The organism is Wenzhouxiangella psychrophila, assembly GCF_042310375.1.
Classification (GTDB): Bacteria; Pseudomonadota; Gammaproteobacteria; order Xanthomonadales; family Wenzhouxiangellaceae; genus Wenzhouxiangella.
The window spans coordinates 1-14,972 of the sequence record NZ_JBHJMQ010000018.1 but is presented as its reverse complement, the minus strand read 5'-3'; the positions used below and the strand labels follow the sequence as shown (position 1 = coordinate 14,972).

The window sequence follows — 14,972 nt, the reverse complement described above, 5'->3', positions numbered from 1 at the left end:
CGTCAGGCCAAGGGCGGCTTCGAAAATCTGGGCGCTCATCACTCCGGCTCCAATCAGGGGTCCGGAGCGATGATACCCACTCAAAATTCAACAGAGGCACATTTGTTCTCTGTCGGAACGAGCCGCGTCATCTCCGGAGCGAAGTAGTCCTTTCCACCTTGGCCGGGAAATACCATCAGCCCCCGTTTCGGAGCCCCTGTTAGTCAAAAGGTCATCTGATCCGAAGAATATTTCAGAAGACTTGGAGTATGCGAATTGTATGTATTCTTCGACTCTTGATAAGTATCCCTGCGTAACACCTTTTGGATTAATGACGACAGTTGCCATTTGTTGCGTGAAATCTGGGAAGATTTGACTCATCAAAACACCAAGCCGATGAACTTCGTGTTCATCTATGGTTACCATTATGATGCCATCCTCCTTCAGCAGCCGCTTGGCTAGTTTCAGCCGCCGCTCCATCATCGCCAGCCACTTGGAATGGCGGTAGGCGTCCTCGCCGTCGACGTAGTCGTTGTTGTATTTCCAATCCTTGGCGCCGGTGTTGTAGGGCGGGTCGATATAGATCGCGTCGACCTTGCCCTCGTGGGTGTAAAGCAGCGCCTGCAGGGCGTGGTAGTTTTCGGAATTGATGACGGTGTGGAAGGGCTTGTCGCCACCGCGCTCGATCGTGCCGGTCGATTTCAGGCCGGGGTAGATCGGGTCGCGGAATTCGGCGACCACGACCAGATCCTCGCAGTCGCGCTCGGCGGCTTCGGTTTCATCGTCTTCGCCAACCTTGCGAACCAGTTCGGCGATGCGGGCTTTCTTCTCCCGCCGCACCCTGGCCACTGTCCACAATCCCCGGTCCAGGTCCTTGCCGTCCGCGCCGCGTTCCGGCAGAAAACGCACCTTGTCGCCCCGCCGCACCGGCCGCCCCGGCAGCTCCACCGTCTCCGGCATATGCCTCTCGAAATTCAGCCCGAAGGCCCGGCGCTTGCTCAAAACCTCGAATTCCCGCCGCAAATCGCCGGCAAGCTGCTCATCCTTGCCTTCGACCTGTCGCAGCAGGTCGGTCAATCTCGACATGCCTTGCCCCCGTTTAGAACCATCTCAAAATTACTGCGCGTTCGGCTGACGGCGTCCGGCAGCGTAGGCAGCGCACCGGAGGCGGCTTTCCGCCTACCCTCCGGCGGCCACTGTCAGCCACCCGCTCGCTACACTTTGAGATCACTTCTAGTTCTTATGCTTGAATGAATGGCGCTGCTCGCGCAGCATCCTAATGGCTCGTTCCCGGACTTCCGGGCCGTATCTCTTCTTTTCGTTCATGGCTCCATCCTCTCAAATGATGGAGTCTCCGGTAAAACCGAGGCGGTTCAGGCTTTCAGGATCGAAGCAATTTCCCGGTGCTCCCTAATCAGGCGGCCAGTTCCACGCGCACTTTCTTGCCCAACGCCCGAGCTGCGCGTTCGAGCGTCAGGAGGGTAACAGAGGGGTTGGAAGGATCGAGAAGCCGATCCAATGCCGATCGGCTCGTGCCCATGCGCCGGGCCATTTCCGATTTTCTCAGGCCTTCGCTACGCATCATTTTTTCGATCTGCCAGGCGATTACCCGCTTGGTGGCTGCAGCTTCGGCCTCGGCCAACAGGTCTTCCTCTTCGAGGAAATCGTCAAGATGGCTTCCAACATGTTTATTCATTTCAGTGCTCCAATTCCGCCTTGCGCGAACGGGCCAGTTCGATGTCGTCGGCGATCCTCCCTGGGTAGGCTCTTGAGCCATTCCCGCACCGGCTCCCTGCCGGCAGCAGTCCGATAGAAGACAACCTCAAGGTGCATCTTCAGACGCTATGGAAGAAATGTACCATTTTTGGTTCATAATGACAATCCTGCCACTGACTCGCCGGGATCATGCCATCAGATCCTTCGCCAGGCGAGTCACGAGATGTCCCGCTTTTCTGTAGGAATACTCTTACAACCCGGAGCCCGGCTTCTTCCATTCCGGAAGACGCTACTACTGAGCAATCGGCTCCGCCGAGGCGTTGATGCTGAAGACCGCCGACCTGGGCCAGCAGCATAGGCAATGGAGCAGTTGCGGTTTGCGCGACACGCGCAGTAAGCGAGTGCGGAATGCCGTCATGCGTGGATGAAAGGCGTTTCCGGGGAATTCGCGCTCAAGAAGCTACGAGAACAGCCAATACCTTGGTAATCCCGCCCCATTGTAGGAGATTTCCTACAAATCATGGGTATGCCGGCTCTCGATATGGATTCTCGCCGATTTCCGAGAAGGAATCGTGGGTGTCCTGGATTCTGTGTTGTCCTGCATGGCCTACGTGGATCTCAATCCGGTCCGTGCCGGCATGTGCGAGACGCTTCGTGACTCCGAACATACCTCCTTGCGATACCGAATCGAATCGACCCGAACCGCAATTGAAAAGGCAATTGGCGGCTTTTCTCAGGAGCAGGCGCTCAAGCCTGTTGCCGGTCTGGATGTTGACGCCCTGGCCGAGCTCACGGAATCCAGCTACATCGAACTGGTCCGCTGGACCGGCCTCCAGGCCCACCCTAAAAAGCGCGGCAAGCTTTCCGCTGCCGAGGAAGCACCGCCCGAGGGGCTATGGAGCGTCGCCAACCATCCCCGCGAGTGGATGCGGCGCGTTCAAGGTACCGAGAGTCGCTACTACCGGGCGATTGGCTCAGGCGAGGCGCTCATGCTCAAGGCCGCCGACCTGGGTCAGCGATGGATGAAAGGCGTTTCTGGAGAGTTCGCGCTTAAGAAGCTACGAGCACAGCCAATACCTTGGTAACCCCATCCTGACCTGGGCTGCCGGTTGAACGGCATAGACCGGACCCCAGCCCGTGCTCAAAATCGGCCCCAGACGGCCGGCACATCGGTGGACACCCCAAGTCGCGTCCACTTCGGGCTCATTCTCAGCAGATTCCGATGTCCCGCAATTCACGGAGAGGATGATTTAGCCAGGAAGATCGTGGGCGTCCTGGTTTTTGGCCATTCAGCCAGAAATTTCGTGGGTGTCCTGGTTTTTCGTCTTTTTGCTACGCGTAAATTTGAGAACGATGCCGGCTTCAGCGGAGCCAGAGACAAACCCGATACTACCGTCGGCCGAAAAAGCTAGAGACACTTCTAGTTCTTCTAACGAATACTCTTTAGATGCCAGCTCTGCCTTTTCCAAAAGACCGTCAAGAGCGCTTCGAATGCTCTCAAAACTCTCAGTAAGCTTCCTAACAGAAACCTCCTTGCCAACATTGTTTAGTGCTTTGCTGGCCGAAAATGCACTATGCAAATCTCCCCCTTCGCCAGGAACATTGGCGCTCATTCCAGACTCACCTGCTGGGTAGGCCGCCTCAATTATGAATACCTTCTTGTCACTCATCTCACTACACACCCAGATCGTAAATGTCTACATCCAAAAGTTCAGTTGCCTGCCAGATGCCCTGCGCCATCCCCGAGTTGAAGGTCCCGACTCTTTTTAAGCCCGTATATATTCCAACCGCCTGACCACTAGCCGCGTCCCGGACCAAGGCGCCGCTGTCGCCATGCGACCCAGCAACGTCAAAATGAATCCTGTGGGCGTCATATGCGTCTGAGTTCCCCGGAAAAACCCAAACATTCGTAATCCTACCGGCCTTAATCTGACTCTTCGCGTCAACAAACTCGACTTCACTGCCAATAACTGGATCGGCATTAATCGGAAGAGGGCGATATGAAAGCGGGATAAGTGACGACTTAATGAGCGCCGCGTCTACGGCGCCATCACAATAGGCGACCAATGAGCCGTATCCTCCACCGCTCAGCGCAACGGTCTGCCCCCTATCCTTACCAGAAACAGCATGTTTTGCGGTGATAAAGTGCTCCGGAACGCGGTCGGCGCCTCTCTCAATGGCCCAACACGTCCCTAAAGCCCCAGAAATACCAGGGGTGTGGGGAATATCAACGGCCGGCGCACCCACAGCGGGCACACCCTCGAAAGCCTCATCAATCGTACCAAGGTTCAGCGCCCGACTAAAAAAAGGATCAGCATTAGCCCGGTGATCATACAAAATGGCCCCAAAAAAGTACCTTGTCCCTCGGGCTGCTTGTTGTACAATCTCCTCCGACGCAAAGGATCGATCGACCGGAACGAAACCCACCGACAGACCCAACGAGATATCTGGATACGCCAGTGCTGTCAGCGAGTCTGACAGCCAACTATCTGCTTCAAGCAAAAGATAGGAAAGTCGCTTCTGCCAATAATAGGAACGACTAAAAATCCCGTCGCCCCCATCGATTCGCCTCAACCTGTCGATGCTACGTTCCTCAACGTGATTTCTTGGCTCCCAAGCCGGCACACCTCTCGGGAGTACGCTGTTCATTAGCTCAAGTGAAAGACTCATCTAGGTTTGCCCCCATTGCGAAGCTATAGAAATAGGCACGGAAGCCATAAGATGGCATCCATAATCAATCGACCGCTCGCACCAAAAAACGACCAACATTCGACCACCGAGTCAATAATCACCAAAATTACCAGGATGCTCACCAGCCTTCCGCAACTCCATCATGCCATTAAGCGCGAGCTTATCTCAAGGCCTAGCAGAGGTCGTGACTTTGGCTTTGTTTAGCGCGAATATCTTAGGTGTGCTGATTTGCTAGCAACACCACCGCGCAAAACTCATTCCCTAGCAACCCAAGCCCAGTCCTAGGCGGTTTCCGACGTTCTGAACGCTGACATGAGTCAAAATACTCTGAAGAATCGTGGGTGTCCTGGTTTTTTACGCCGCGGTCGACGCGCACTTACGAGAATACCGCGTTCGTTGGTAGGAGCTTTCCTACCAGTCAAGGTTGTTCCGATTCCAGGTACCAATTCCCTCCGAGCTCGGCGGGACAATCGTGCGTGTCCTGGTTATCCGTCTATGTCCTAGTTTCCACCTGGACTTGTGGGCATGGCGCTGGCGCGGTTGCCTAATAGTTATTATCTCGCTGGTTGGAAGTGGGCTTGGAGGCAGTATGCATAGGCCTCCTCAAATTTGTGCTCGAGGCCATCATTTTTGACTCTTGCGTGCTCTCTTGCCAGAGCCTCACATTCCTCTACCTGATTCCAACCCTGCTGGCCACTGGGCGATGTGACAGCTAGATATCCGGCGCCACCAGCTATTCCACCGATAATGCCAAGGAGTAGCGAAATAAGAACCAAGCGTGAATCGTTCATAGGCTTTCCCTACTGCATGAATTATCTCTAGACGAGTGGTCCCTTTATCTTCAGCGAATCGCTCCTCTATTCGGTTAGCCCTCTTTTTTTATAGCCTTACCCCTTGGGCCCTTGGGCGTCTTTTCGACATTGAAGCTGACATAATCTCCCTCCCCTAAAATGCGATTCTCTCCGTCAATATCCCCGTAAAAGATGAAAACATCTTTTCCCTTGTTCCGTCTCACAAAGCCAAAGCCCTTAAGTTCATCAAACACTTTAACTACCCCAAATTCTCGCTCTTCGTCGGTCATCACGACCTCCAAAATTCATGCTTAGTTGGAACGTTCTCATTGGCATTGTATAGCCTCGACCGCAATCGTTGTGCGAGACCCGGATTGCTTCTACCTAGAATTGAAAGTTGGTATAGCGCTTTATTAATCCGGTTAATCTGTCCTATTCGATATGATCCTGACGAAAATCGTTCATCGCACAGGTATTCGACTTCCCCAATAAGATTCGAAGTATTCTCGACACTAAGGACCGGCATAATGGCTCTCAACCTCTTTCTCAAGGCAGATGCCTGGGCGTGATTCAGCCTCTTCAACTTCGCCACTTTGCCAGATGCTGAATTCCAAAGATCAGAGTATGCTTGTGTATCCGCCCCCTTTTTGAACTCTTGTTCGCATATATAGACCAGGAGGCGAATATATCGGCGCTCTTTGCGCGGGATCTTGGCCTTTCGGTGCTTAACCCATAGTCCGGTAACCGAAAAGTCTGCTGCTTTACCAGAGTTATGGATCACCGCACTCTTCTTATTATTCAGCCGCAGGCCATGCTTCTTGCACATGCCTGCAATTCTAGTAAATGCGGCTGTCGCATCCTGGTTGCACAGTTGGCGGGAGCTCGAAATAGTTATATCGTCCAAGAGCCGCGTATACAAAAGACCTCTGGAGTTTAAGTCCGATACGAGAGAATACTCCTCATTAAAGAAAACCAAGTTGGCCAAATATGAAGAAGTGCATGCGCCCTGAGGAACACGATCATGCAGCGTCGTAAGCTCCGTTAAGAGCTCTGCTACATCGACAGGAAAGTGGAAAAAGTTTCGAAATACATTAAGCACACTTCGGGATCGGATATTAGTGTAGAAGTTCCTTATGTCTGCCTTAATCAGCGTCGCAGACCCTGCATGTTGAGTAGCATTTAATACATAGTCCCGGGGCGCCTGAACATCCTTAATGCTGCCCATCAAATAGCGCGGAAACTGGACGCCTTCCATTAGATGTGCGTTTATGCGTTTCTGAATAGCCTTCAGGTAGTACTTTGGCTCAAAGACGTCGCGAAGCTTGCCGCTATTACTGACTATCTGAAATTTAGTGTAAGAGTGATTGGACTTACGCGCGATATCTACGAGAAGGCCTGGATGGACGCCTATTACTCGCGCTAGGGCTTCATTTGAGCCGATAGGATCGTATCTGTAATACGGTTTGAGGAATGCCTTCGATGAAGCCATTGGGGATCCGCCAACACAAACATATTGCAAAAAAACTAGGGACCGATTACATCAGAAGCAGGATCAGCATTAGCAAGAACCTCATTTCCTTTGCAATCAGGCGAGCCAAAGCCGAAAGACCGGTCAATGACTCATCCTTGCCTGCACTGGCTCGTTTTTCCAGCCTGCATCGCTCTCGCTCAGCAGCACTGCTGCCCTCTGAAACATTAGTCACAACAAATATGAAAATACTCATATATTAGTCTCCTTTTAATTTGTTAAGGGAATTGCTAGACACAATCTAGCGCCAGACCAAATTAATCAGAGTTCGAGGACATTTTTGACCAGTGCAAGCAGGTCCCTAGTCTTTACGCCAGACAACTGCCGGTTCGACATGATCCATGCGACATGGACTTCGTTCGATCCCGATGTGGCCCGGTAATGACCCCTAGGGGGTCGCCTCACGAATGAGGCGTCGCTTCCTCGAGCAATTGCAACTAATGTTGTAAAAGAGCACAACGAACAGGCGAAATACACCTGCGAGAATTAATTTACCAGACAGTTCCAAGCGTGTCTAGCTGGTAACCCTGAACATGCGAATTAGTCGCCTTGTCCAGCATCAGGCTCGCAGCCGCAATTGGACAGCCACTAGCTTACAAGTGACGCTAGCGCTTGACCGGGGTTTTTCTCTCTCATAAACACCTCCCCAATCAAAAACGCCCCAATCCCTCCATCCTGGAGCTTCTTGATGTCTTCCGGGGTGTGAATCCCACTCTCCGAAACCACCAACCGATCCCCCGGCACCATCGGCGCCAACCGTAGCGTAGTCTCCAGGTCGGTGACAAACCGATGCAAATCCCGATTATTGATCCCCACCAGGTCCCCGGGCACCTTGAGTGCGCGCTCCATCTCGGCCTCATCATGCACTTCCACCAGCACGGCCAGGCCCAGCTCCTTGCCCAGCTCGGACAGTTCGGCGAGCTGGTCGTCGTTCAGCGCGGCGACGATCAGCAGTAGGGCGTCGGCGCCGATGGCGCGGGTCTCGACGACCTGCCAGGGGTCGATGATGAAGTCCTTTCTCAACACCGGCAGGCGGCAGGCGGCTCTTGCCTCGACCAGGAAGGCGGACTGGCCGCCGAAGAAGCCCTCGTCGGTGAGCACCGACAGGCAGGTGGCCCCGCTGGCCTGGTAGCTCTTGGCGATCGCTTCGGGGTCGAAGTCGGGGCGGATGATGCCGGCCGAGGGCGAGGCGCGCTTGACCTCGGCGATGACGGCGTCCTGGGTGGCGGCCGCGCGAGTCTTGAGTTCGCCGGCGAAGTCGCGGCACGGCGGCAGGTCCTTGACGATGGCTTTCAGTTCTTCGAGCGGGCGGTCGGAGCGGCGGCGTTCGACTTCCTGCTTCTTGGCTTCGAGGATGGACTTGAGGATATCCGAGCTCACAGGGCGTAGCTCCGGTTGGCGTATTGCTTGAGGCGTTCCAGGCCCACGCCGGTGGCCAGGATGTCCTGGGCCTGTTTGATGCCCTCTTCCAGGCTCTCGGCGCGGCCGGAGACGTAGATGGCCGCCCCGGCGTTGAGCGCGACCATGTCGGCGGCCGGGCCCGGCTCGCCGCCCAGGGCGGCTTCGACCAGGGACAGGCTTTCCTTGGCATCTGCGACCTGCAGGGCGGCCAGGCTGTGGTGCTTGATGCCGTAGTCGTTGGGCTGGATTTCGATTTCGCGAATTTCGCCGTCTTTCAGTTCGGCGGCCTTGGTGGGCTCGACAATCGAGATTTCGTCCAGGCCGTCATGGCTGTGGACGACGATCACGTGGCGGCTGCCCAGGGCGTGCATCACCTCGGCCAGGGGCAGGACCAGTTCCGGGGCATACACACCCAGCACCTGGTTGGGCGCGGCGGCCGGGTTGGTCAGGGGGCCGAGCAGGTTGAACAGGGTTCTCAAGCCCAGCGCCTTGCGCGGGCCGATGGCGTGCTTCATGGCCGTGTGGTGCTGCGGCGCGAACAGGAAGCCCACGCCCAGCTCGTCGATGAGGATGGCAACCTGTTCGGGCGTGAGGTCGAGCCGGCAGCCGGCGGCTTCGAGCACGTCGGCGGCACCCGACTTGCTGGAGACGGAGCGATTGCCGTGCTTGGCCACGCGCACGCCGGCGGCGGCCGCGGCGAAGGCCGATGCGGTGGAGACGTTGAACAGCGAGGCGCCGTCGCCGCCGGTGCCGACGATGTCGGTCAGGCCCTCGCGGTCGATGTCGACGCGTTGGGCGACCTGGCGCATCACCTCGGCGGCGGCGGCAATCTCGACCGGTGTCTCGCCCTTGACGCGCAGCGCCATCAGGAAGCCGCCGACCTGGGCCGGGTCGGCTTGGCCTGCCATGATCTCGTGCATGGCCGATCGCATCAGCTCGCCTTCGAGGTCGCGGCCTTCGGCCAGTTCGTTGAGGGCCTGCTTGATGGCGGTCATTTAATTGTCTTCATTGGTTTTGGTCCAGAAAGTTCTTGAGCAGCTCGTGGCCGTGGCGCGTGAGGATCGATTCGGGGTGGAACTGCACGCCCTCGACGGGCAGTTCCTTGTGCCTGAAGCCCATGATCTCGTCGCGCTCGCCTTTCCGCTCGGTCCAGGCGGTCTCTTCCAGGCAGTCCGGCAGGGACTCTCGCGCGACGATCAGCGAATGGTAACGCGTTGCCTCGAAGGGATTGCCCAAGCCGGTGAACACGCCCTGGTCGGTGTGGTGCATGTGCGAGACCTTGCCGTGCATGACCTCTCTTGCGCGCACCACCTCGCCGCCGAAGGCCTGGCCGATGGCCTGGTGGCCCAGGCACACGCCCAGGATCGGGTACACGCCGGCGAGTTCCTTGACCACGTCCAGGCACACGCCGGCCTCGTTGGGCGTGCACGGGCCCGGCGAGAGCACGATTCGGTCCGGGTTCATCTCGCGGATGCCGGCGATGTCGATGGCGTCGTTGCGCACGGTGTGCACGTCCGCGCCCAGCTCGCCCAGGTACTGCACCAGGTTGTAGGTGAACGAGTCGTAGTTGTCGATCATCAGCACCTTCATCGGTGCAGTCCTCCGCCGGCCTCGGCCACCGCGCGGATCAGCGCGCGGCCCTTGTTCATGGTTTCTTCCCATTCGGCCTGCGGGTCGGAGTCGGCGACGATGCCGGCGCCGGCCTGCAGGTGCAGGGTGTGGTCCTTGACCAGCGCGGTGCGGATGGCAATCGCCAGGTCCGCGTTGCCGTGCCAGTCCAGGTGGCCGACCGCGCCGGCGTAGACGCCGCGGCGCACCGGCTCGAGTTCGTTGAGGATTTCCATCGCGCGCACTTTCGGCGCGCCCGAGAGCGTGCCGGCCGGGAAGGTGGCGCGCAGCACATCGATCGCGCTCATGTCGGTGTCGAGCTGGCCGTGGACTTCCGAGACCAGGTGCATGACGTGCGAGTAGCGCTCAATGACCATGCGGTCGGTCAGCTCGACCGTGCCGGTGGCCGCGATGCGGCCGATGTCGTTTCGGCCAAGATCAATCAGCATCAGGTGCTCGGCCAGTTCCTTGGGATCGGCCTTGAGTTCTTCTTCGAGCTTGCGGTCTTCTTCCGCCGTCTTGCCGCGCGGCCTTGTACCCGCAATGGGCCGCACCATGGCCTCGCGGTCGGACACGCGCACCAGCACTTCCGGCGAGGAGCCGACGACCTGGAAGTCGCCGCGCTCGTCATGAAAATCGAAGAAGTACATGTAGGGCGAGGGGTTGAGGCTTCTCAAGGCCCGGTAGACGTCGAGCGGGCGAGCGGCCAGGTCTACGCTCATGCGCTGGGAGAGCACCACCTGCATGGTGTCGCCGTCGAGGATGTATTGCTTGATGCGCGCGACCGCGTTCTTGAAATCCTTTTCGGCGAAGCCGAAGCGGAAGTCGTCCTCGCCCGGGGCTTCGAGGCCCAGCGGCGGCGGGTAGCCCGGCGAGCCGCAGCGCAGGCGATGGGTGAGCTGGTCGAGGCGGCGGCGGGCGCTGTCCCAGGCGCGGGGTTCTTCCGGGTCGGCGTTGACGATCAGGTAGAGCCGGCCGGCCAGGTTGTCGAACACCGCCAGCTCGTCGGCTTCCAGCAGCAGGATCTCGGGCACGCCCAGTTCGTCGGGCTTGGCCGAGAAGTCCAGCTTCGGCTCCAGGTGGGCGACGGTCTCGTAGCCGAAGTAGCCGACCAGGCCGCCGGCGAAGCCGGGCAGTTCGTCCAGCTCGGGGGCCTTGCGGCTATTGACCAGGGCGTCGATCTCGGTGAGCGGGTCGACGTCATCGGCGCGTTCAATGACGCGGCCGTATTCCAGGGATTCCAGCGTGCGGCCGGTGGCGCGCCAGGCGCGGCGGCACGGCAGGCCGATGATCGAATAGCGGCCCCAGTTCTCGCCGCCTTCGACCGATTCCAGCAAAAAGGCATTGGGCCCGTCGGCCAGCTTCAGGTAGACCGACAGCGGCGTATCCAGGTCGGCCGCAATCGAGCGCCAGACCGGGATGCGGTTGTAGCCTTCGCGGGCGAGTTGTTCGAAGCGGGCAGAATCCACCGGGCGTCCGTTGCTGCAAGCAAGCCACGTATTGTAAGCGCCCGGGTGGGGGCTGGCTATCAACAGCCACCATGTCGCCCCGGAAACCGCGAAGCGGTTGTCCGGGGCCTCGCACGGTTCGGGCGGAAGTGAGATTGGCCGTGCCGGCGTGAATGTGCGAGGTCCCGGATCGGGGTCCGGGACGACACTTCGCGTCGGTTCCGAAATGTGGGAGGTCCCGGATCGGAGTCCGGGACGACACCTTGCGTCGGATCGGGGTCCGGGACGACGCTTTGCGTCGGTTTCAGGGTTCAGGCGGTTGGTGACCAAAAAAATTGCCGTATATCAAGGGGGTCGCGAGCCGAAACAGCCTACAATCGGGCAATCCTCGGGCGGAAACGCTCGATGTTGGCACGCAACTGGCGGGTTGGCGGCTGGCCGACCCGTCGAGGGGGCATCCAGCCATGAACGATCATCGCTCGCGGTGGCGATTGCGATACGCGCTCCTGATCCTTTCGGTTCAGGCAGCCGTGCTCGTGCCCGCCGATGGCGCCGCGGCCGCCACCAATATCGCCTGGTTCGACGACTGGCGGGGTTACCCGGCGCCTTCCGTCGCGCTAATCCTGCTGGCCGCGATTTTGATCGCGCTGCTGGTCGTGCTACGGCAACTACGACGGTCCCGCGAGCGCAACCGGCACCTGTCGCGCATCCTGCAGGGCTCGCGCGCGGGCGCCTGGGAATGGAATGTCCAGACCGGCGAGACCCGCTACGACGAACGCTGGGCCGAACCGCTCGGCTACGGCCTGGAGGAACTCCAGCCGGTCTCCATCGACACCTGGAAAAAACTGGCCCACCCCGAAGACCAGGCCGAATGCCACAAGCGCCTGCGGCGGCATTTTGCCGGCAAGTCCGATCACTACGAAATGGAAGTGCGGATGCGCCACAAGGCGGGCCACTGGGTATGGGTCCGGGACACCGGCCAGGTCATGACGCGCACGAAGGACGGCAAGCCCGAGTGGATGTTCGGTACGCACCTGGACGTGACCTCGCGCCGCTCCGCGCAGGAACGGCGCGATGCCTGGCTGCGGCGCCTGACCGAGCTGTCGAGCAACGTGCCCGGGGTGATCTACCAGTTCCGCCTGAGGCCCGACGGGAGCTCGCATTTCCCCTTCGCCTCGAAAGGGCTGCGCGACATCTACGGCTGCGGCCCCGAAGACGTGGTCGAGGATGCCGGTGCCACCTTCGACGTGCTTCACCCCAACGACATGGCCGATGTCTCGCGCTCGATCGAGCAGTCAGCCGAGAAGCTCGAGACCTGGCATCAGACTTACCGGGTCTTCCATCCCGAGTTCGGCCTTCGCTGGGTGGAAGGCAATGCCACGCCGGCCAGCCAGCCCGACGGCAGCATCATCTGGCACGGGCACATCCGCGACATCACCGAACTGCAGCGGGCGCTCGAGCGTGTTCGCACCGCTGCCAGCGTGTTCGAGACCAGCCAGGAAGGCATCATCATCAGCGACATCGAGTGGGCGTTTCGCGACGTCAACCGCGCGTTCGAACGGATGACGGGCTACGCCAGCAAGGAAATTCGCGGCGAAACGCCCGAGAGGCTGCTGCCCGAGAAAGACCGGGAACGAACGACGGCCAAGATTCGCTTGGGCCTCAATGACCGGGATCACTGGCACGGCGAAGTGTTCATCTGCAGGAAGGACGGCGAGACCTTTCCGGCGGAGCTGTCGATCTCGGCCGTTCGCGACAGCGACGGTGGCCTGTCGCACTACGTGACGCTAATGACCGATATCACCCTGCGCAAGGCCCAGGAGCGCCGCCTGGGCAAGATCGCCAATCACGACCCGCTGACCGGCCTGGGCAACCGCCGCCTGGCCGACGAACGGCTGCAGCGCGCCGTCAATCTGGCGCGGCATTCGGGCACGAGGTTTGCCGTGTGCATGATGGACCTCGACGACTTCAAACCGGTCAACGACCGCTACGGCCACGACGCCGGTGACCATGTGCTCAAGACCGTCGCCGAACGGCTGCAGGACCTGGTGCGCTCCGAAGACTGCGTGTGTCGCCTCGGCGGCGACGAATTCCTGATCATCCTTCGCGAGCCGCAGAACGATGCCGTGTACGAACGCATCCTCGAGTCGGTGCGGCTACCGATTCGCATCGATGCCGGCATCGTCCGGGTCTCGTCGAGCCTGGGCGTCACCCTGTGCGACGCCGGCTGCAACGTCGATACCGAAGGCGTGCTGCGCCGAGCCGACCGCGCGGTATACGCCGCCAAATCAGCGGGGCGAAACCGGTTCTGTTTCGATACGGATTAGGGGCGCGGCGCGATGCCGGCCGCGCCCCTTTAAACGGTAATCAGATTGCCGGTTCGAATCGATCCGAGAAGATGTCCCCGTCCACCAGTTCGTACTGAGCCGTCACGGTCATGTCGCTGGTGACGTTGTCGAAGGAGACATCCCAGCCAGTGAAGCTATAGCCGGAGCGCGTCGGATCGGCGGGTGCCGTAGCGGCGGTGCCGTGATCGACCGCCTCCTCCTTCAACTGCGATCCGTCATGATCGACGAAGGTCACTGTGTAGGTGTCGATCTCGTACTCGGCCGTGATTGTCAGGTCTTCGGTGACATTGTCGAACGGCACGTCCCAGCCGGTGAAGGTATAGCCCTCTCGTGTGGGATCGGTTGGGGCGGTGGCGTCACTGCCGTATTCCACGGTCTGCGTGTCGAGCACGGTGCTGTCGTGGTCGACGAATGTCACCGCATAGCTATCGATCTCGTACTCGGCCGTCACCGTCAGGTCTTCGGTAACGTTGTCGAACGGCACATCCCAGCCGGTGAAGGTATAGCCCCCTCGTGTGGGATCGGGTGGGGCGGTGGCGTCACTGCCGTATTCCACGGTCTGCGTGTCCAACACCGACGTGTCATGGTCGACGAAGGTGACCGTGTAGGTGTCGATCTCGTACTCGGCCGTCACCGTCAGGTCTTCGGTAACGTTGTCGAACGGCACATCCCAGCCGGTGAAGGTATAGCCCTCGCGCGTGGGATCGGTTGGAGCCGTGGCGTCACTGCCGTGATCCACCGTCTGCGTGTCGAGCACGGTGCTGTCGTGGTCGACGAAGGTCACCGTGTAGGTGTTGATCACGAAGGCCGCGGTGACCGTGCAATCTGCCGTGATCGAGCCGGTGGTGTAGGTGTCGCCGATGAGGCTGCCGCCGCAACCGCTGACCGAATCTATGCTCCAGCCAGTGTCCGGCGTGACCGTCAAGGTTGCGGTATCGTCTTGATCGACCGTCTGGCTGGTCGGTGTGATGCTGCCGTTGCCGGTGTCAACCGCACCGGTGACCGTGTAACTGTCGATCACGAACGTCGCCGTTACCGCGCAGGCGTCGGTGATATTGTGCGCTGACCAGGTGCCGTCGCCGTTGTCGACCGGTGAACAGGTATCGCCCGAGAGCGTGTCCAACGACCAGCCCGCATCGGCGCTGAGCGTGCCGCCGGCGGTACCGTCGTGGTCGACGGACTGACTGGCCGGATCAATCGAGCCGTTGCCCGATCCCACCGCGGCGCTAACCGTGTAGCTGTCGATCACGAACGTCGCCGTGACCGCGCAGGCGTCGGTAATGTTCGGTGCCGACCAGGTGCCATCGCCGTTGTCGACCGGCGAACAGGTATCACCCGAAAGCGTATCCAGCGACCAGCCCGTATCGGCGCTGAGCGTGCCGCCGGCGGTACCGTCGTGGTCGACGGACTGACTGCCCGGACCAATCGAGCCGTTGCCCGACCCCACCGCGGCGCTAACCGT

The 14,972-nt window shown here is 59.4% G+C and carries 14 protein-coding genes; 2 read left to right on the top strand and 12 right to left on the bottom strand.

Going from position 1 to position 14,972, the window contains the following annotated elements; translation table 11 throughout:
• Positions 1-87: 87 nt before the first annotated feature.
• The gene (locus ACDC66_RS15005; protein ID WP_376697551.1) at positions 88-1,056 is read right to left on the bottom strand and encodes a DNA methyltransferase; all 969 of its coding nucleotides are present in this window, start codon (positions 1,054-1,056) and stop codon (positions 88-90) included.
• Between the two features lie 337 nt (positions 1,057-1,393).
• On the bottom strand, positions 1,394-1,675 hold the full coding sequence (locus ACDC66_RS15000; RefSeq protein ID WP_376697550.1) for a helix-turn-helix domain-containing protein: 282 nt from the start codon (positions 1,673-1,675) through the stop codon (positions 1,394-1,396).
• A gap of 592 nt (positions 1,676-2,267) precedes the next feature.
• Between ACDC66_RS15000 and ACDC66_RS14995 the strand changes: the two genes are divergently transcribed.
• Positions 2,268-2,780 (top strand): hypothetical protein, encoded by a 513-nt coding sequence (locus ACDC66_RS14995; RefSeq protein ID WP_376697549.1) that lies wholly within the window; start codon positions 2,268-2,270, stop codon positions 2,778-2,780.
• 204 nt (positions 2,781-2,984) lie between these two features.
• Here the strand turns inward: ACDC66_RS14995 and ACDC66_RS14990 are convergent, their stop codons facing one another.
• The 9 genes from ACDC66_RS14990 to trpE form a co-directional block, all read right to left on the bottom strand.
• A complete protein-coding gene (locus tag ACDC66_RS14990; protein ID WP_376697548.1) occupies positions 2,985-3,365 on the bottom strand; it encodes a Pepco domain-containing protein in 381 nt (126 codons plus the stop codon).
• A 4-nt stretch (positions 3,366-3,369) separates the two neighbouring features.
• Positions 3,370-4,365 (bottom strand): trypsin-like peptidase domain-containing protein, encoded by a 996-nt coding sequence (locus ACDC66_RS14985; RefSeq protein WP_376697547.1) that lies wholly within the window; start codon positions 4,363-4,365, stop codon positions 3,370-3,372.
• 886 nt (positions 4,366-5,251) lie between these two features.
• Complete coding sequence (locus tag ACDC66_RS14980; RefSeq protein ID WP_376697546.1) at positions 5,252-5,467, bottom strand: retron Se72 family effector protein; 216 nt, start codon at positions 5,465-5,467, stop codon at positions 5,252-5,254.
• Entirely contained in the window at positions 5,467-6,666 is a 1,200-nt protein-coding gene (locus ACDC66_RS14975) for a reverse transcriptase family protein (RefSeq protein WP_376697545.1), read from the bottom strand. Before ACDC66_RS14975 ends, ACDC66_RS14980 begins: the two co-directional genes overlap by 1 nt.
• A gap of 46 nt (positions 6,667-6,712) precedes the next feature.
• Positions 6,713-6,901, bottom strand: a complete 189-nt coding sequence (locus ACDC66_RS14970; RefSeq protein ID WP_376697544.1) for a hypothetical protein — start codon at positions 6,899-6,901, stop codon at positions 6,713-6,715.
• 392 nt (positions 6,902-7,293) lie between these two features.
• Entirely contained in the window at positions 7,294-8,085 is a 792-nt protein-coding gene (gene trpC, locus ACDC66_RS14965) for an indole-3-glycerol phosphate synthase TrpC (protein ID WP_376697543.1), read from the bottom strand.
• Entirely contained in the window at positions 8,082-9,101 is a 1,020-nt protein-coding gene (gene trpD / locus ACDC66_RS14960; protein WP_376697542.1) for an anthranilate phosphoribosyltransferase, read from the bottom strand. Before trpD ends, trpC begins: the two co-directional genes overlap by 4 nt.
• Before the next feature lie 10 nt (positions 9,102-9,111).
• The gene (locus ACDC66_RS14955; RefSeq protein WP_376697541.1) at positions 9,112-9,696 is read right to left on the bottom strand and encodes an anthranilate synthase component II; all 585 of its coding nucleotides are present in this window, start codon (positions 9,694-9,696) and stop codon (positions 9,112-9,114) included.
• A complete protein-coding gene (gene trpE, locus ACDC66_RS14950) occupies positions 9,693-11,183 on the bottom strand; it encodes an anthranilate synthase component I (RefSeq protein WP_376697540.1) in 1,491 nt (496 codons plus the stop codon). Before trpE ends, ACDC66_RS14955 begins: the two co-directional genes overlap by 4 nt.
• Positions 11,184-11,626: 443 nt before the next feature.
• On the opposite strand from trpE, the gene ACDC66_RS14945 reads away from it, so the two are divergent.
• Positions 11,627-13,489: a sensor domain-containing protein gene (locus ACDC66_RS14945; protein ID WP_376697539.1), complete on the top strand. Its 1,863-nt coding sequence runs from the start codon at positions 11,627-11,629 to the stop codon at positions 13,487-13,489.
• A gap of 40 nt (positions 13,490-13,529) precedes the next feature.
• On the opposite strand, the gene ACDC66_RS14940 is transcribed toward ACDC66_RS14945, so the two are convergent.
• Positions 13,530-14,972 (bottom strand): InlB B-repeat-containing protein (locus ACDC66_RS14940; protein WP_376697538.1); only part of this gene is annotated, 1,443 nt, incomplete at its 5' end.